15 protein-coding genes are annotated in these 19,195 nt (G+C 35.0%); 10 read left to right on the top strand and 5 right to left on the bottom strand.

The annotated features are described in order from the left end of the window. Positions 1–372 precede the first annotated feature (372 nt). From RT250_RS13000 to RT250_RS12990, 3 genes are all read right to left on the bottom strand, one after another. Positions 373–3,564, bottom strand: coding sequence for a cytochrome c biogenesis protein CcsA (locus tag RT250_RS13000; RefSeq protein ID WP_313115257.1), 3,192 nt, complete (start codon positions 3,562–3,564; stop codon positions 373–375). Between the two features lie 174 nt (positions 3,565–3,738). Further along, entirely contained in the window at positions 3,739–4,125 is a 387-nt protein-coding gene (locus RT250_RS12995; RefSeq protein WP_165148702.1) for a group III truncated hemoglobin, read from the bottom strand. Between the two features lie 5 nt (positions 4,126–4,130). After that, positions 4,131–4,418 carry a hypothetical protein gene (locus tag RT250_RS12990; protein WP_313115255.1) on the bottom strand — a complete coding sequence of 96 codons (288 nt, stop codon included), beginning with the start codon at positions 4,416–4,418 and terminating at the stop codon, positions 4,131–4,133. A gap of 78 nt (positions 4,419–4,496) precedes the next feature. Here RT250_RS12990 and RT250_RS12985 point away from each other — a divergent pair, with 78 nt between their 5' ends. From RT250_RS12985 to RT250_RS12940, 10 genes are all read left to right on the top strand, one after another. Further along, the gene (locus tag RT250_RS12985) at positions 4,497–5,084 is read left to right on the top strand and encodes a Crp/Fnr family transcriptional regulator (RefSeq protein WP_313115254.1); all 588 of its coding nucleotides are present in this window, start codon (positions 4,497–4,499) and stop codon (positions 5,082–5,084) included. A gap of 155 nt (positions 5,085–5,239) precedes the next feature. Further along, on the top strand, positions 5,240–5,995 hold the full coding sequence (locus RT250_RS12980) for a Rossmann-like and DUF2520 domain-containing protein (RefSeq protein WP_313115251.1): 756 nt from the start codon (positions 5,240–5,242) through the stop codon (positions 5,993–5,995). A gap of 30 nt (positions 5,996–6,025) precedes the next feature. Then, on the top strand, positions 6,026–6,553 hold the full coding sequence (locus RT250_RS12975; RefSeq protein WP_313115249.1) for a KdsC family phosphatase: 528 nt from the start codon (positions 6,026–6,028) through the stop codon (positions 6,551–6,553). Between the two features lie 52 nt (positions 6,554–6,605). Then, positions 6,606–7,529 (top strand): geranylgeranylglycerol-phosphate geranylgeranyltransferase, encoded by a 924-nt coding sequence (locus RT250_RS12970; protein WP_313115247.1) that lies wholly within the window; start codon positions 6,606–6,608, stop codon positions 7,527–7,529. 66 nt (positions 7,530–7,595) lie between these two features. Next, on the top strand, positions 7,596–8,183 hold the full coding sequence (locus RT250_RS12965) for a Maf-like protein (RefSeq protein WP_313115246.1): 588 nt from the start codon (positions 7,596–7,598) through the stop codon (positions 8,181–8,183). A 32-nt stretch (positions 8,184–8,215) separates the two neighbouring features. After that, positions 8,216–9,157 carry a septum formation inhibitor Maf gene (locus tag RT250_RS12960; RefSeq protein WP_313115245.1) on the top strand — a complete coding sequence of 314 codons (942 nt, stop codon included), beginning with the start codon at positions 8,216–8,218 and terminating at the stop codon, positions 9,155–9,157. Between the two features lies 1 nt (position 9,158). Further along, positions 9,159–9,722 carry a mechanosensitive ion channel domain-containing protein gene (locus RT250_RS12955; RefSeq protein ID WP_139856398.1) on the top strand — a complete coding sequence of 188 codons (564 nt, stop codon included), beginning with the start codon at positions 9,159–9,161 and terminating at the stop codon, positions 9,720–9,722. A 53-nt stretch (positions 9,723–9,775) separates the two neighbouring features. Continuing rightward, complete coding sequence (locus RT250_RS12950) at positions 9,776–12,268, top strand: PIG-L family deacetylase (protein WP_313115243.1); 2,493 nt, start codon at positions 9,776–9,778, stop codon at positions 12,266–12,268. A 122-nt stretch (positions 12,269–12,390) separates the two neighbouring features. After that, entirely contained in the window at positions 12,391–14,088 is a 1,698-nt protein-coding gene (locus RT250_RS12945) for a sodium:solute symporter family transporter (RefSeq protein ID WP_313115242.1), read from the top strand. A 26-nt stretch (positions 14,089–14,114) separates the two neighbouring features. Next, complete coding sequence (locus tag RT250_RS12940; protein ID WP_313115240.1) at positions 14,115–14,684, top strand: GNAT family acetyltransferase; 570 nt, start codon at positions 14,115–14,117, stop codon at positions 14,682–14,684. Between the two features lie 97 nt (positions 14,685–14,781). Here the strand turns inward: RT250_RS12940 and RT250_RS12935 are convergent, their stop codons facing one another. Further along, positions 14,782–16,125 carry a T9SS type A sorting domain-containing protein gene (locus RT250_RS12935; RefSeq protein WP_313115239.1) on the bottom strand — a complete coding sequence of 448 codons (1,344 nt, stop codon included), beginning with the start codon at positions 16,123–16,125 and terminating at the stop codon, positions 14,782–14,784. Positions 16,126–16,288: 163 nt separating this feature from the next. Further along, a complete protein-coding gene (locus RT250_RS12930) occupies positions 16,289–19,087 on the bottom strand; it encodes a GEVED domain-containing protein (protein WP_313115237.1) in 2,799 nt (932 codons plus the stop codon). Positions 19,088–19,195: the final 108 nt, after the last annotated feature.

The raw sequence follows: 19,195 nt of genomic DNA, 5'->3' as shown, positions 1-19,195 counted from the left end.
TTTCTTTATTAGGTTTTAATTTTAGTTAGGAACGCAAAAAGTCTTGACTTTTGTTTCCTTTTTTAATCCTGCTTTTAAGAGGGATTTTTAATCATTAGTGTCCAACTAAAACAATAAGAAACATTGTAGTGTCATAGATTACTAGTGATTCAAACATTTTTACTAAATAACCGCTTGCTATTTAATTTAGCATTGAAATTTATAAATTAATAAGCATGTTTAATCAGCTTTGTCTAATTTTCAACATATTAAGGTGTGAGTCTTACGTCTTATATCTTTCAGCGTAGCGGACTTACATCCTAGTCGGACACTAATAACTTTTAAACTTTATTCTTTCTTCTTAAACTTATCTCATTTCTCTACAACAAACCTCTATTCAACTTGTTTGGATTTTTTCTTTTTCTTAATATAAAACTTCTTGTACCTAAAGTAAGATACGGCACTTAACACTACTGCAAATAAAGTAATCCACCATACAAACGTTGGTGTTGCAGGGGCATCACCACTGGCGTAAGAGTGAAGACCACTTAGGTAGAAGTTTACTCCAAAATAAGTCATCATAATTGAAGCGTATGAAAACAACGCCAACATATTGAATGTCCATTTTCCGCGTAGTCCTGGTACTAATCTAGCGTGGATTACGAAAGCATAAACCATAATACTAATAAGTGCCCAAGTTTCTTTTGGATCCCAGCCCCAGTATCTACCCCAGCTTTCGTTAGCCCACTGTCCACCTAAAAAGTTTCCGATGGTAAGTAAAACCAATCCAACAGTTAGTGCTAACTCCGTCACTACTGTAAGCTCGGTAATGTTTAATTCCATTCGCTTAAAGTTTTTCTTGGTAGTGAAAATCATAAGGAACATAGAAACTACTGCTAGCATCATTCCAAGTGTAAACGGACCGTAACTCATTACAATTACTGCTACGTGAATCATTAACCAATAACTGTCAAGTACCGGTTGAAGATTTGCAATAGAAGGGTCTAACCAACTCTGGTGTGCAACCCAAAGAATAATTGCACCCGCAAACGATGTAGCTGCCACAGTTAAATCACTTCGGTTACCAAAAGAAAGTCCAAAGAAAATTGTTGCCCATGCTACGTAGATTACAGATTCATAAGCATCACTCCAAGGTGCATGTCCACTTACATACCAGCGTAAAGCAAGCCCTAGCGTCATTGCTATAAATAAAACCCACATTATAACTTTGGTAGATTTTATTAAAACTCTAAGTACTTTTCGATCCTTTATAAGCTGAGCTACAATAAAAACAATCATTATAATTCCAAATACTGCGAAGTATTTGTACAAGCGATTGAAAATATCAACTTTATTGTAAAAAGTTTCCGCTCTTAGTTTATTTTCAGAAGGCATTATATCTGCGCTGTATTTTTTCTGGAAATTGGTAATACTCTCTAATAACTCATTAGATTTGGAGTAATCACCGTTTTCACGTGCTTTTTTAAGGCTATCAAAATACAACGGAAGTATGTTTTTAGCATACAAGGAGTCCATTCCTGTTAAGTTGGCTTCATTTAACTCTGGGTATGAAACCCATTTTTTACTCTCATCATTTGGAATTGGGAAGATTTTTAAAATGCCTCCACTTAAAGCAGAGTTTAAAAGCGAAAAGTTTTCGTGCGCTTTTATAAAATCTTTTTGGTATTGGTTAGGAGTATTAGTGCTAGTTGCAGCCGCGAGAAATGGTTCTAGCTTGTAATTTCCTTTATCGTCAAAAAGGTCTAGCAGCGAAATATTTTTTTGACCTTCAGCAACCCCAGCTACGTGACGAATACTATCGTTTCCGCGTTTAAGCGCAATTAAAGGCACTTCAACCCAAAGTCTAGGGAATTCCGTCATCGAAATAAACACTTGGTTGGCATCCAATCCTTGATAGTGGTCGCTTCGGCTAATTTTTCTTAATAATTCACTTGAGAATGTGTTGATAGGCTTCATTCGCCCATTGTCCTGAATAATCAAGTGTCCAAAATGGGCCGCGTGTTCTTTGCTTACTGCATTAGCGACGATTAACGAATCTATCTTTGCTTTATCAACAGGTTTGTGTGTTGAGTGTTCACTGTGTTGTGCCATCCCACTAAAAGAAAGTAGTAGCACCAAAACAGTAATCATGTTTTTCTTCTTCTTTTTAATTTTAGTAAGCGTTTTTTCAAGTTTCCCAAAACGACTGTGTTTGGTAAAAAGAATTGCCATTAATCCTACATACAGTAAAAAGTAACCGATGTATGTAATCCAAGTTCCCCACCAGTCGTGGTTTACAGAAAGAATTGTTCCTCCTTCATCTGGATCGAATCCAGATTGGAAAAAACGGTAACCTTCATGGTCAAGTACATTATTCATAAAGATATCGGCGTCAAAATGTGTTTTATCCTCATTGATTACAGTAACCTTACTCATAAATGACGAATATCCTTTTTCAGTACCAGGATATTTTTCAGCAATAAAATCGTTTAGTGTTATAGAAAATGGAAGCTCAATACTTTCAGAGCCGTAAGACATATAAACTTTTAAGCCGTCAATATGCACTTCGTTTGGATTTGGCGAAGTACCTCTTCCTCCAAGCAGTTCTACCGTTTTGGTTTCACTATCTGTAGAAACCTCAACAATAAGTGCATCTTGGTTGCTAGGTTCGTCTGCTGGAGCTTTAACCATTCCAAATTCACCTTTAGTAATTGGATCTGGAATTACAAATGACGTTCCTGCCATACGGTAAAGCGATCGCATATTAAACGGTTGAATACTGTCTGCTACAACCTCCCCTTCCATTTGGTCTGCCATTCGCATAAAATTTCCGGCAAACGGACTAGAAATTGTGTGATTTCCATCTTCAGAAAAAGTAATATTTATCGCACCATCAGTAGGTTTATTAATAGCAAATAGAATGTTGTGAATATTAGAAACATCCCCCACTTTCGCCCAGTGTTCGTGACGTTCTCCATCGCCAGACTCAACTATCTTTATATATTCTTCGCCATCTTCAGTTTCTCTTAAATCTTGCTTAGCACCTTTGATGAAATTCTTATACTTGATTGTAACATCCTTGCCGTTATAATCTGTGTTTATTGTGAAGTTGTTATTTAATTTTTCAGAAAGACGAAGTTTTTTTGGTTTTACTTTTCTGCGTTGCGCTACTCCATTAACCAGGTAATCTCCATCGATAAATACGTCTAAGTAAGTTTCTTCAGAAAGAATAGAATTTTCAGTTTGTCCTTCCCGAATATGCATCACCCCTTCGAAACCGATATACCTTGTTACCGCAGCTCCAACAATTACTAAAATTAAAGACACGTGAAGCATTAAAGTAGCCCACATTTTAGGTTTATGAAGATTATATCTAAAAATATTCCCTACGAAGTTTATGACAAACAACACCATAATTGCTTCAAACCACCAAGCATTGTAAATAAGCTCACGAGTATATGGCGTTGGCGGACTTTGGGAGTCTGCATCCATAAATGTACCCGCTGCCATTGCAATGGCGTAAACGATAAATAAAACTGCTGTTAATTTGGTAGAGAAAAGGACGGAAGCAATCTTTTTTTGCATTTCGATAAATTTTGCTGCAAAAATAAGTAATTGCGTTCATTTAATCTATTAAAAACACATAGTACTTATACTGCTAAAACACACGTTTATTTAATGTTATAAATACTTGAATTTAATTCAATGTTTTCGTTAAACACATTGATTTTTACCTATTAAACTCAGGAATTATTGAAGTTAATTATTTCGAGAATTGAATATGTTTAAATTTAGAAAAGTCCCCATATTTCTAGCTCTATTTTTGGCTATTTCGGCTGTTTCGCCTTCAAAAAGCTCATTAATAGTTTCATGCCATAGATTTATCCAGGTTCCAAAATGTAGTTCGTTGATTGTACCGCCCACTTTCTTATCAACTTCAACATGAGCATGCATTGGGTTTCCAAAGTATTTTCGTTGAAAAAAAAGATTGGTCTCCCAAAAATCTGTAAGTAGTTCCAGATGCGAAGGCCAATCTTTTATAATTCCATTGAAAATAGGTCCGAGAAGTTCGTTCTTCCTAACTTTTGAATAAAAAGTATTTACAAGTAAGGAAACATCTTCCCGAGATTCAATTTTCTTTTTCATTGTTTTTACAGCAAAGTTATTAAAATCAACAATATGTTTACAAGCATACTTACGGTTAAAAGCCAAAAAGCAAACTTTTTATTAGTGCCCGCCAAAAGTGCTGCGTTATAGCCCATACAAAGGGAAACAACGATAGTAAGTTCTACTCCAGACAACAAACTTGTACCTTGTGCCAAAATTGCCATCGCTGCGATAGAACCTACGCAACTATTAAGAATGATTGTTAAGGGAATATACATATAATAGTCCTTTGAAAACTCGTGCTGCATTTCTTTTATAGATAGATGTCTCATAATATTAGGGTTTTGTATAATTTGGAGTAAATTTACAAAGCGAACCAAGCCTTATTTTATGAGGCAAATCATAAAGAGATGATTCCTGAAGAGTTATTATTAGATTATGAAGCAACACTCGAAAACATTGCCGCTTCAGAGATTATTTTAAACGAAAATACCCGGGCAGATTTCTATTTTCAGATAAAAACTGGAGAGGTAAAAATGTTTAATGTAAACGACGACGGGAAGGAGTTTGTTCAAGCGTTTTTTTACAATGGGGAAAGCTTTGCAGAGCCTCCGCTATTTGCAGATTTTAAGTATCCCGCTTCAGCTGCAGCAGTAAAACAAACAGAGTGTTATAAACTGCCGAAAACAAAATTGTTTGAATTACTCACTCACAATCCTGAAATTAATTTAAAATTCACCAAAGCTTTAGCCAAACGACTGTACTATAAAGCCACAATTTTAAAAGAAATATCTGTTCACTCTCCAGAACATCGCATTTTGACGTTGATAGATTTTCTAAAAAAGAAATATGGAAGTAATGATTTATTTCAAGTTGAACTCACTCGACAGCAAATTGCAGATTTAACCGGGCAAAGAGTTGAAACCGTAATTCGAGCCATCAAACAACTTGAACAAGATGGTGAAGTGAAAATTATCAAGCATAAAGTTTTTAGGTGAGAATTGAATCTAGAGACTAGAGACTAGAGACTAGAGACTAGAGACTAGAGACTAGAAACTAGATAAAATTAAAATTTAATATTCGACTTTTCTAAGGAGAATATATTTAATCTCAAAATCAAATTTGAAATTTATAAAAAGGCTAACTTCGCGTTATGATAAATGTGATTCTTTTAGGCTTTGGCAACGTAAACAGCCACTTATTCAAAGCTTTTAAAAACAGCAGTCAAGCAACTGTAAAGCAAGTTTTTAACAGAAGTAAAATCGACTTAGATTTTTCAACCCAACCATTTTCTTTTACCGATAAAATCTCAGAAATTGAAGAAGCCGATGTCTATATTATTGGTATACCAGACGATGCAATTTCATCTTTTTCTGAAAGCTTGGCCCTTCGAAATAAATTGGTTGTACACACCTCGGGCGGGGCGGCTATGGATGTACTTTCTAAAAACAACAGAAGTGGAATTTTTTATCCACTGCAAACCTTTTCTAAACAGCGAGAAGTTAGTTTTAAGAATATCCCAATATGTATAGAAGCCGAAAACGCTTCAGATTTGGAAATACTTCAAAAGTTGGGAGAAACCATTTCTGAAAATGTTACAGTAATTTCTTCCGAGGAAAGGGCTAAACTACATTTAGCAGCAGTTTTTGTAAATAATTTTACCAATTATCTATATCATATAGGTGGTGATATATTAAATAAGGAAAAACTTCCATTTGATTTGCTTAAACCATTGATTCAGGAAACAGCCTTAAAAATTGAAACCTTGTCCCCAAAAGAGGCACAAACAGGTCCGGCAAAACGAAATGACGTTAAAACCATTAAAAAACACTTAAATTTGCTGGATGACGGGAACTATAGAAAGGTTTACGAACTTTTTACTGATGCCCTAAAGAACAATTTTAAATAGGAAACAAAATATCCATACAAAAACAAGAAAATGAGTTATAAAGAATTTTTAAAAAACATAAACACTTTTATTTTCGACGTGGATGGTGTCCTCACAGATGGAAGCATCCAAGTTAACACCCAAGGAGAAATGTTTCGCACAATGAATGTGAAAGATGGCTACGCACTTAAAACTGCTGTAGACAAGGGTTTTAATGTATGTGTTATTTCTGGTGGATCTAATGAAGGCGTGAGAGTTAGACTTCAAAATCTAGGAATAAAAGATGTTTTTCTTGGAGCTCATAATAAAACTGAAATTTTAGACAACTACTTAAAAACTCATAATTTAAAGAAAGAGAACATTCTCTATATGGGTGACGATTTACCTGATTATGAAGTAATGCAAGAAGTTGGTTTGCCTGCATGCCCACAAGATGCAGTACCGGAAATAAAAAATATTTCTAAATATGTTTCACATAAAAAAGGTGGAAAAGGATGCGTTCGAGATGTAATTGAGCAAGTGCTAAAAGTACACGGAAAATGGTTAATGACCGAAAAAGTTAGTGCAAAATACGATTAATTTAAATTGGAGATTGACACCTAAAAAAATTGCTGAATTTAAAATCTAACTCTTGAATTACCTTAAGCTAGTTCGTTACCAAAACCTGTTTTTTATCGCCTTGGTGCAAATACTTATTAGGTATGGGCTTTTTATACCTTTTGATGTTGATATTACACTAAGTGATTTCAATTTTTCTTTGCTTGTACTAGCAACACTTTGCATTGCTGCAGCCGGAAATATTATCAATGATATTTATGATGTTGAAATTGATAGAATCAACAAGCCACAGAAAGTTTTAATCGGTAAAAAGATTTCGGAACAAACCGCGAACAACCTATTTATCGCCTTAAATGTTGTAGGTGTAGGGATAGGGTTTTATCTTTCCAACAGCATTGGGAAACCTGGTTTTGCAGCGCTTTTCATTGTTTTCTCTGCCTTGCTTTATTTGTATTCTTCTTATTTAAAAGGAATAATACTTATAGGAAATCTAGTTGTTTCCTTTTTAGTTGCAATGAGTCTTTTAATTGTAACGCTGTTTGATTTGTTACCTGCAATTACAATCGAAAACAAAGAATTACAATCGGCGGTTTTTAAAATTGTGCTTTACTTTTCACTATTTGCGTTATTACTTAATTTTATTCGTGAAATCGTTAAAGATTTACAGGATATAAACGGTGATAAAAAAGGAGGAATTAACACGCTGCCAATTGCTATAGGTAGAAAAAGAACGAGTAGAATTGTTTTTGTATTAGCAGCTTTACTAGTTTTTGGGATTATATACTATATGTACGAATACCTTTACAATTATCAAGTTTTATCACTTTACTTTCTTTTTGCAATTGTAGGCCCCCTACTCTTTTTCTGTGTAAAAATTTGGGACGCAAAAACAGTAAAACAATACGCATTACTTTCCAAAGTATTAAAAGCTGTAATGTTTTTGGGAATTTGTGCTATTCCGCTTTTTCAATATGTAGTTTTGAAGGGAATAATTTAAATTTTGAATTAGTAGTTTAACAGCTCTATCTATAAAACTACAACACACCGAAACATTGAATTAAAAATGCTAAAAGAAAAATTAAAAAACTACAACATCATCCTTGCTTCAGGCTCGCCACGAAGACAAGCTTTTTTTAAAGATTTGGATGTAGATTATACCATTCAAGTAAAAGAGGTTGATGAAAAATACAATTCAGATTTAAATCGAGAAGAGATTACGGATTTCCTCTCTCAGCTTAAAGCATCTGCATTTAAATCACTTGAGACAAACGATATATTAATTACTAGTGACACTATTGTTTGGAAAGAAAATAGTGCTCTTGGCAAACCAAAAGATAGTCGAGAAGCTAAAGAAATGCTTAAAAGCTTAAGCGGCAAATTTCACGAGGTTATAACATCGGTTTGTTTTACATCCAAAGAGTTTCAAATAACGGTTAACGACACCACAAAAGTTTGGTTTAAAACGCTTACTGAAGAGGAAATTGACTACTATATTAAAACCTACCAACCCTTTGACAAAGCGGGAAGCTATGGAATTCAGGAATGGATTGGATATATAGGAATCGAGAAAATTGAAGGTTGTTATTTTAATGTAATGGGACTACCTACCCGCCTTGTTTATAAAACGTTAACCGAGATTGCCGAGCGCTGATTTTTTGCTATTTTTACGTAAAATCTTCGCCCATGTATCTCCTTAGACTTCTTGCAGTACTTTTCCTTTCGCTATTGTTATTTAGTTGTACTTCTTCCGTAGAAAAAAAAGAATTATCTAAAAGTAAAAAAGAGAACACTAAGGAAAAAGATGTTGCCTACCGAAACGTTTCACAAGAGTTTAAAGATTATTGGTACAGCGGTAAGGCGGAAATTACTTCATACGATTTATCTCAAGAACGCTACGGTGAAATTAGGAAAGGGAAAGCGGTAAACATTTTTGTTTCAGAAAATTTCTTACCCGAAGAACAAGTAAAAGCAGATAACGATTCCAAAGAAAATATTTCAATATTAAAATTAAATCAAACTAAGAACTTCAATACTGGTATTTATCCTTATTCTGTAATGACAAGCACATTTAGTCCAATTGCTACTCAAGAAAATGCAATAAAGATCAGTAATAGTGTACAGGAATGGTGTGGGCAGGTTTACATGCAACTTAACAATAGAAATGATTACGAAATTAAAAGTCACTCCTACTTTGCCGATGAAGGAGATAAAAGCTACAATTTGCCTAAAACTTGGTTAGAAAATGAACTTTGGAACCTCATCCGTATAAACCCAGAAGAATTACCTACGGGTAATATAGCGCTAATCCCTTCATTTGAATACTTGCGATTTTATCATCATGAAGTAAAATTCTACAATGCTACAGCAAGTTTAAAGCAAGGAGATTCTATTTCAATTTACACCTTAAACTATCCTGAATTACAAAGAGAACTAACGCTATTTTTTCAAAGTAATTTTCCTTATGAAATTGAAAAATGGGAAGAGGTAAATGCTCAGAAAACTAATGACACCAGTCATCTTAAAACTACTGCCACAAAGTCTAAGCGTTTACAAAGCGCTTATTGGAAAGAAAACAAAAATGAATTTTTGCACCTTCGCGATTCATTGGGATTGAAAACATACTAATATGATAAACCTTAAAGAAATATACCCAGAGCTATTAGAATCTATTATTCTAATAGCTGTACTAATCCTGATAAGAATAATTTTAAAGAGAACGGTTCGAAATTTCACTGATAAAATTGAACGTTTGGAGCACCGCACAGGACTTATCATGAAGCACATAGATTACTCTGTATATTGTTTAGGTGCTTTAGGGTTTTTTATTATTTGGGGACTTGATTTTGAAAATTTAGGATTGGTTATGTCATCGGTTTTTGCCGTTATCGGGATTGCATTTTTTGCGCAATGGTCTATACTTAGCAATATTACCAGTGGAGTGATTATGTTTTTTACATTCCCATATAAAATCGGGGATTATATAAAAATTCACGATAAGGAAGCCCCTTGTGAAGGAACTATTGAGGATATTAAAACATTTCATATTATCTTGCATACCCCAGATAATGAAATTATTACCTACCCAAATAGTATGATGCTTCAGAAAGGGGTGAGTATTATTCGCCCAGAAGAAATCCAAGAACACTTACAAAATCTTGAAAAAAATAAGGAAGAGTTGCCTCCCATATAGTTTTCTCAAATAGGTATCTTTGAAAAATTATCGAATAAAACAGTACTATTTTTATGCAAAAAACATCGATTTATAGCTTTCTGCTTTTATTATTTACACTAGCTGCTACTGCTCAAGCCCCGAAAAAACCAACCGCATCTGAAATATATCACAACCTCCAAAAACTAAATTTTGTAGGCTCGGCATTATATATTGCGGCACACCCCGATGATGAAAACACAAGGCTAATTTCGTATTTGGTAAATGATGTTCACGCAAATACCGCCTATCTTTCAATAACAAGAGGTGATGGCGGGCAAAATCTAATAGGCCCTGAACTTCGTGAATTACTTGGTGTTATTCGTACGCAAGAACTTCTTGAAGCTCGTAAAATTGATGGCGGACAGCAATTTTTTACTCGCGCCAACGATTTTGGGTATAGCAAGAATCCAAAGGAAACTTTTGAGTTTTGGAAAAAAGAAGATGTATTAAGCGATGTAGTAATGACCATCCGAAAATTTAAACCAGATATTATTGTAAACCGATTCGACCACCGTAGTCCAGGAAGCACACACGGGCATCACACCGCTTCGGCCATGTTGAGCTTAGAAAGTTTCGACTTGGCAAATGATGCAGCAAAATTTCCTGAATCAGCAAAAGAACACGGAATATGGCAACCTCAACGTTTGTTTTTTAATACTTCGTATTGGTTTTATGGCAGTAAAGAAAAATTTGAAAAAGCAGATAAATCAGATCACGTAAAAGTAGAAATTGGCAATTACTTTCCTTCTCTGGGATTATCCAATGGTGAAATAGCTTCGTTGAGTAGAAGTATGCACAAATCGCAGGGATTCGGGAGTACCGGCTCCCGTGGTTCGGAAACTGAGTATTTGGAAATTCTTAAAGGGTCAAAACCTTCAGATAACAATCTTTTTGAAGGAATAAACACCAACTGGTCGAGACTTGAAGGAGGAAAAGAAATTGAAGCTGTCCTAAAGCCTTTAGAAGAAAACTTCAACTTTGAAAATCCTTCACAAATGCTTCCGCAATTATTAGAAGCCTATTCACTAGTATCAAACTTAAAAGATAAGCACTGGAGAGCAATAAAGTTGGCGCAACTAAAACAACTAATTTTAGATTGTGGAGGAATTTTCTTGGAAGCAGTTTCAGAAGAGAACACAATTAATCCTAACGACAACTTTAATATTACAGTTGAAGCAGTTAATCGAGGAGGGAATAGCGTGGCGTTAAAATCGATTACAAATGCAAACGGAAAAGTTTTTTGGGATACTACCGAATTTCTTTCATTCAACGAAAAAAAGAGTATCGAACTTACCCTACATTCAGAAAAAAACAATCCACTTTACTCCTCTCCCTATTGGCTAAATGAAAAAGGAACAGTGGGTATGTATGCTGCGCCAAAGAACTTAATTGGCCTTGGAGAAACCCCAGTATTTGATCAATTAATTTTCGAACTTCAATTTGGAAATACTGTAATTCCTTTTACTAAGGATATCATATATAAATTCAACGACCCCGTAAAGGGAGAAGTGTATCGTCCGATGGAAATTCTTCCAAAAGTTACCGCTTCAATTCCAGAGAAGGTGTTAATTTTCGCAGATAATAGTCCAAGAAATGTTTCAGTAATTGTTAGAGCTGGAAAAGATAATATTTCAGGGAATATAAGTTTAAAACATCCTGAAGGTTGGAAAATTGAACCAAGGAAGCAAAATTTTGAGCTGAGCCGAAAAGGAGAAACAAAAGCTTTTAGTTTTAAAGTTACTCCACCAAATAATCAAAGCGAAGGGTATTTACAAACAATTATAAATGCCGAAAATGAAACCTTTGATAAAGAGTTAGTGCTTATCGATTACGACCATATTCCTTATCAAAGTGTACTATTACCTTCGGAAGCAAAGGTTGCGAAAATCGATATTCAAAAAAAAGGACAGAATATCGGGTATATAAACGGAGCCGGCGATGCTATTCCAGAAAGCCTGAAACAAATTGGGTATACGGTTACAACTATAAATCCTTCAAATATTTCAGCACAATCATTAAAAGATTTTGATGCCATTGTAGTTGGAATACGCGCCTACAACGTAGTTTCAGACTTAGCTTTTGCACAACCTATTTTGAACAAATACGTTGAAAATGGTGGAACATTGATTGTACAATACAATACAAGCCACGCCTTAGTTACTAAAGATATTGCACCTTACTCCTTAAAACTTTCAAGAGACAGAGTAACTGATGAGTTTTCTGATGTAAAGTTTCTATCACCAAAACACCCTATAATGAATACCCCAAACAAAATCACTCAAGTAGATTTTGAAGGTTGGGTACAAGAACGCGGTTTGTATTTCCCTGATGAATGGGCAAAAGAATTTACTCCAATTCTGGGTATGAAAGACAGTGGGGAAGCACAAACAAAAGGCTCCCTCTTAGTTGCCACATATGGCAAAGGACACTATATTTATACAGGTTTAAGTTTTTTTAGAGAACTTCCTGCAGGCGTGCCAGGAGCGTTTAGATTGTTTGCTAATATGTTATCAATAGGAAAATAATTTATAAAATTATGAATGAGGAAAGACAAAAATTTGTTTGGAAAAAAAGTTTTACGATAGTACTCCTTCTGAATGTTGTATATATCTATTTGTTTTATTTACTAATGCAAAACTTCGCATAAATGCAGCAGATAGATTGGATTGTATTAATCGGAACCCTAGTATTTATCGTGCTTTATGGCACGTGGAAATCGCGCCAGCAAAAAGACACGGGAGATTATTTAAAAGGTGGAAACAACGCTCATTGGTGGACAATAGGGTTAAGTGTAATGGCTACACAAGCCAGTGCGATTACTTTTCTTTCTACTCCCGGGCAAGCTTTTCACGACGGGATGGGCTTTGTGCAATTCTATTTTGGATTGCCTATAGCAATGGTAATTATTTGCTTGGTTTTTATTCCTATTTATCACAAACTCAACGTTTATACAGCTTACGAATACCTTGAAAGTCGTTTCGACAAAAAAACTAGAACACTTACTGCAATTCTATTTTTGATACAACGAGGTTTGGCCTGTGGAATTACCATTTTTGCGCCTTCTATTATTCTATCAGCTGTTCTAGGATGGAACCTTATTTACTTAAATATTATAATTGGAGTATTAGTTATAATCTATACGGTAAGTGGTGGAACCAAGGCCGTTAGTGTTACACAAAAGCAACAAATGGCTGTGATTTTCTTTGGAATGTTGATTGCGTTTCTTTTAATTCTCAACTACCTACCGCTAGACATAACATTTACTAAAGCACTAGAAATTGCAGGTGCTAACGGTAAAATGGACATTCTTGATTTTTCATTCGATTTTGATAATCGTTACACATTTTGGAGTGGAATTATTGGAGGTTCCTTCTTAGCTCTCTCATACTTCGGTACAGATCAAAGTCAGGTGCAGCGATATCTGTCTGGAAAAAGTGTTAAGCAAAGCCAAATGGGCCTAATTATGAATGGTATGCTAAAGGTGCCAATGCAGTTTTTTATTCTGCTTGTAGGTATCATGGTTTTTGTTTTTTATCAGTTTAACAGCTCTCCCCTTCACTTTAATCCTTCGGCAGTTAAAGATGTTAAACAATCGAAATATTCAAATGAATACACTGCATTAGAAGCGGAGAAAAGTGCGCTTGATTTACAATTAAATTCAGCACAATTAAACTATGCAAAAGCAGAGACGAATGCTGAAAAACAAAGGATCGCGCAGGAGATAAAAGATTTGAACAAGAGTGAACAACAACTTCGCGATCAATCGGTTTCACTCATTAAGAAAGCTAATCCTAATGCTGAAACTAACGATAAGGATTACGTTTTTATACATTTTATCTTAACAAACCTTCCACGCGGACTAATTGGTTTATTATTAGCTGTTATTTTAAGTGCAGCAATGTCATCGACTGCTTCAGAGCTGAATGCTTTAGGAAGTACAACTACTATAGACCTTTACAAAAGAAATGTACCAGGGAAACGTGAAAAGCATTACGTTGCAGCTTCACGAGGCTTTACGCTTCTTTGGGGAGTAATTGCTATTGGTGTAGCGTGTACAGCCAATTTGTTTGACAACCTTATTCAGTTGGTAAATATTATCGGATCTATTTTTTATGGAAACGTTTTAGGAATATTCCTACTAGCCTTCTTTATAAAATATGTGCGTAGCAAAGCAGTTTTCATTGCAGCGCTCATTACTCAAGTAATAATAATCTACTTCTGGTATATCGATTTAATGCCATATTTATGGCTTAACTTAGTTGGTTGTGTAATTGTAATGGCTATTGCAGTAATACTTCAAACTGTGTTGCCGAACAATAAAAAAGAAGAAGAAATAGCTGGGTAGTAGTTCTCATTCTAAATTTTGAAGTTGTGATAAATACGAGATTGGCTTATAAGCATGACATTGAAGGCGTTCTTTTACTTCAGGAGAAGTATTTATATCGCAACTTAAGTGAAGAAGAACGGAAGCAAGGTTTTGTAACGACTCCTTTTTCAACTTCTCAATTGGAAGAGATAATCAGTCTTAAAGGATTATTTGTCGCAGAAAATGAAACTAACGAAGTTGTAGCCTATGCTTTCGCTGGAAGTTGGAAGTATTTTGAACAATGGAATATTTTCAAGCTAATGATTGCCCGATTGCCTCAACTTTCTTTCAATGGAAGTAAAATGACCACCGAAAACACTTTCCAATACGGACCTATCTGTATAGATAAAAAACACAGAAGAACTGGCTTACTCAATCAGCTTTTTGAGGAGATGAGAATTGAGTTTTATAAGAAATATCCTATCGCTATTACTTTTATAAATAAAGTGAATATAATTTCGATAAAAGCACACACTAAAAAATTAGGCTGGGTAATTATAGATGAGTTTGAATTCAACAACAGCACTTATATCAGTTTAGCTTTTGATATGAAAAGGTCAGTTTTACTACAATAATTGGCCATTAGGTGTTTATATTTTAAAAAATCCTTCAATAAAAAAAGCTGCCCTTTAACTCGGACAGCTTAAATTATTGAAAGCATTCAAATAAAAATTACTTTTTTACAACTTTAATGTTTTCAGTAGTTCCGTTTTCAAAAGTAATTTTAAAAATATAAGTTCCTGTTACAAGCTTAGAAACGTTCACCTTCCCATTAGCAATTTTTTGACTGCTCAAAACCTCCTGACCTAGTAGATTAAAAGCTGAGATAGTTTCAATATCTTCTTTAGAATTTATAATTAATTCATCCTCCATTGGATTGGGGTAATAAGAAAAAATTGAATTTGAAAAATCATTAATTCCAACAATGTTACCAATATTAAGAGTATAGTCTTCAGCTTGTCCATAAGCGTAATTTACACAAGGGTCTAATGGTGAAATATCAAAATTCTTTACTACTCGTAAAAGATATTCCCCTTCTTCTAAACTATTAGGCAAAGTAATTGTTGCAGTTGCTTGCTGTCCATCTGTACCTGTAGATCCATTAATAGAACCAATCTCAAAAGCCTCAAAAGTACTCCACTCCTCTCCTGTTCCAGCTGTGTTTATAAATACAGTGAAAAAGTTTTCGTAAGGTCCTTCAGTATTTCCTTCTAGTGCAACTTCGATTGAAGCTCCTACTTCAGCATTGATTACTGTACTAGTAAAATCTTCTAAAGGTACTGTACTGGTTGGAGACGATGTATTATCTACATCGGCCATTGCAACTCTAGTAATTGGTTCTAATAAACCATTAATATCAAACATACACTCGAATGGTGGTGGGCTAGCAACCTCGCAATGTAATTTAAAAACTCCTTGTGCTCCATCTGTGCTTTCAATCCATGGACCTCCAGCTCTACCGTGTATTGGTTTCCCTAAAGTTCCCGAGGTGTTAACCTCCCAATAAACCTCAATGCTGCTATTTTGTCCTACGGGTTCCATCCAATATTTAGCTCCAGTAGTACCTCCTTCAAAAGTTAAATCTACTTCTACCATAACTGTATAAACACTATAGGCGTTAAAGGCAAATCCTATTGGCACTTGTGCATATGGCTCAAGACCAGTAATTGTCTCCAGAACTGTACTACCAGGAGAACCATTGTCGTCGTTATAAAATGTTAAGTCTAAAGTATTTATAGGTTGTAGGGTCATTATATTTAACTCTACAGAACGGATATTTAAAGTATTGTTGGGGGCAACGTCAAAATCGTCTGCATGTCTTATGATTTCTGCACCTGCAATTTCCTTTCCATTCTCAAAATTATTGCTGTCATCCCCTTGGCCACAGTCTAGGGTTACCATTTCGTTTGAGTTTAAAGAATTATCTAGAACCTGCCCATAACTATTATACGAAACAGACAATAAAAAAGCTAAAAATAAAATTAATGATTGTTTTTTGAGTAGTTTAATATTCATTACTTAGGTTTTATTGTTAATTTATTACCAAATATATTCATTATATATAAGTAGAACAATTAGAATATTTGGAAATAATGAGTTAGATATTATATAAAATGCCTTTAAATAAAAAGCTGCCCTATGTAGGGCAGCTTTATAATAAACAGTCTAAAAGTATTTCTTACTTCTTCAAAACTTTAAAGTTCTCAACTACTCCGTCTTCAAAAGTAACACGGAATAAGAAGGTACCTGTAGAAAGTGAAGAAACATCAACTTTACCAGCTGCAAAATTTACATTATTCATCACAACTTGTCCTAACAAGTTATACACCGAAATAGACTCAATGTTTTTATTGGAAGAAATGTTTAAATCATTTTCCATTGGGTTAGGGAAGTATGTGAAATTAGAACTTGTGTAGTCATTAATTCCTGCTACACCATCTACGGTAACTGTATAATCTTCAGTTTCACCATAACCTTGATCTTCATCACAAGACATATCCCAAGTAGCATCTGTATCTGGAACTGCTGCTACACGAACTCTCATTCTGTAGTTTCCATCTGCAGCATCTGCAGGAATAGCAATATTCTCGGTTAGAGTTTCTCCAGTTCCTGTTCCAATGTAAAAGAATTCATTTTCATCAAAACTTCCACTGTTATCAAAATCAATCCAAACTGAAGCCGATTCAACATCCCATCCATCACCAACAGTTACAGAAATTGGGTAAGTACCACCAGCCTCAACGGTTGCAGCCATTGAAGTGTAATCGCCATATCCGCCAGCACTACAGTCTGTAGTATTATCTATCTCTTGGAAAGTTACGTTTACAATATTATCTCCATCACTACAATCTAATGTAGGAATACAGTAAAGAGAAGTCTCTATAGTGGTAAACGTTGCAATTTCAGAATATGCTGTTTCAGACGATAAAGTACAAGTAACCTCTAATCTCCACTCAACAGTAACTCCACTTACTGAAGGTGCAGTTGCTAAATATGTAGCGAAAGTATCAGATGCAGCTCCTTCATTTACCCATCCAGCGCCATCAGTATTAGATTGCCATTGGTATTCCAATCCATTTCCGGTTGTAAATCCAGCAGCAGCAACAGTGTATTCAGTATCAACCTCACCTTCTTCTGGAGTAACCGTTGCGATACCAGCTTCAGGAGTTCCTGAACAATCTACGGTACTAGCTTCTTCAACTTCTAATGAGAAATCTAAAGCCTGTCCATAACCTGATTCAATTCCCATTCCGAACGGATCAAATTGAATACCACAAGGGGTAACAATTGCCTCTGAAAGATCGTCAAAATAAGTTTTTGTGATTCTAACTCTTGTACCTCCAACTACAGCATCAGACGGAACTAAAATGTCCATACTCACTGAAATTCCATCGTCACCAGTCGAGTTTTGTAAAGTTCCCAATTCATAAACCTCACCTGAATCGTCTAATATATCATTTTGATTCCAGTCTATAAATGCAACAATATTGGTTTCAAAGTCGCCATAAGTATTACCTTCTACGCTAAGTGTATACGTTTCACCTGCTGTAACATTCACAACAATATCGGTTTTATCTACTAATACAGAAGTTGTATCTTCGTTTGTAATAGTTGTTCCTGCAAATTCAACTTTAGTAATTTCTTCAACAATTACATCAGCAGCATCTTCAATTTCGCAATAAGGACTCGGGAAAGGCGCAGCACCAACAACATTAACCGTATAATCTTCTACTTGGCCATAGGTATTTGTTCCACAAGGGTTTGAAGAAGGAGAGTTAAAGTTTTTTCTGATTCGCATGCGAGTTTCACCTTCAAGCGCATCACTAGGAACAACAATATCATTAATTGCTTGCTGTCCATCTGTTCCATTCGAATTTACAATTGAACCTATTTCTACAAATTCGGTTGTTTCGAATTCACCATTTTGGTTCCAATCAATCCACACAGAAAAGTAATTTGTGAAATTTCCACCTGTATTACCTTCAGCTGCAAAGCTATAAGTTTCACCAGCTTCAACTTGCGCTACAATAGCAGTAAAATCTTCATATCCTTCAGTACTAGACACTGGCGAATCGTTATCGATTCCTGCAAAAACTACTTTAGAAATTGCTTCAACAGTGCTACTACTAGCGCCACAGTATGAAATTTCTGTTGAGAAAGTCGATACATCCGAGTAAGAAGTTTCTCCAGATGCAGTACACGTTACTTCTAATCTCCATTCTGTAATATCTCCTATTTCGCTAGACGCTGTTGCTGTAAAATCTTCATAAAAAGCAGATGCTGTACCGTGATCCTCCCAACCTGCGTTGTTTGTATTAGATTGCCATAAGTACGTCATATCACCGGCAACTGTATAGTTTTGGGCTGATACAGTATACGTAGAGCCTGGGTTACCAGATGTTGGATCTACCGACGAAACACCTCCATCTGGGGTTCCAGTACATGCACTCAAGGCAGTTACTATAAACTTATAGTCTTCAAATTCTCCATAAGTAAAACCTGTTACACAAGGGTCAACATCGCCAGAAGAACTTAGCCAATGGCTCACAATTCTCATTCTAGTTTCTCCTTCTAAGGCACTAGCAGGTATGCTAATAGTTCCAGAATGACTTGTATCGTATGATGATGATGTGTATGCAACTTCGTTAGCTACATCAAAAACTCCATCTTGATTCCAATCGACCCAAACTCTAAATCCAGCAGTTTCATCTTCAATATCTACAGAAAAATCAACTGAACCTCCTGCAGTTTGTGATAAGGTATGAGTATCATAAAAATCGCCATAACCACCAGTTGAAAATCCACTGCCTAAGTTTGAAATGTTTTCAACTCCATTAGTTGTTGAAAAATTATCAATAAATCGATCTGAATTTGTTCCTTCGGGAACACAGTATTGGGCATTCATTGTTTGGGTCATAGCGAATGAAATCATCAACGCTAATAAAATTGACCCTTTTTTAAGTAATTTGTTCTTCATTATATTGGTTTAATTATTAAAATTTCACCAAATATGTCATTAATATATCAGAATCCAAAATGAAAATGTTCGGATTTAAAGGCTATTAACGTGTTTTAAACGATTAAA

The organism is Aequorivita sediminis (assembly GCF_032080575.2).
Lineage (GTDB): Bacteria > Bacteroidota > Bacteroidia > Flavobacteriales > Flavobacteriaceae > Aequorivita > Aequorivita sediminis.
The sequence above is the reverse complement of the archived record's forward strand: the minus strand, read 5'-3'. Positions and strand labels throughout refer to the sequence as shown.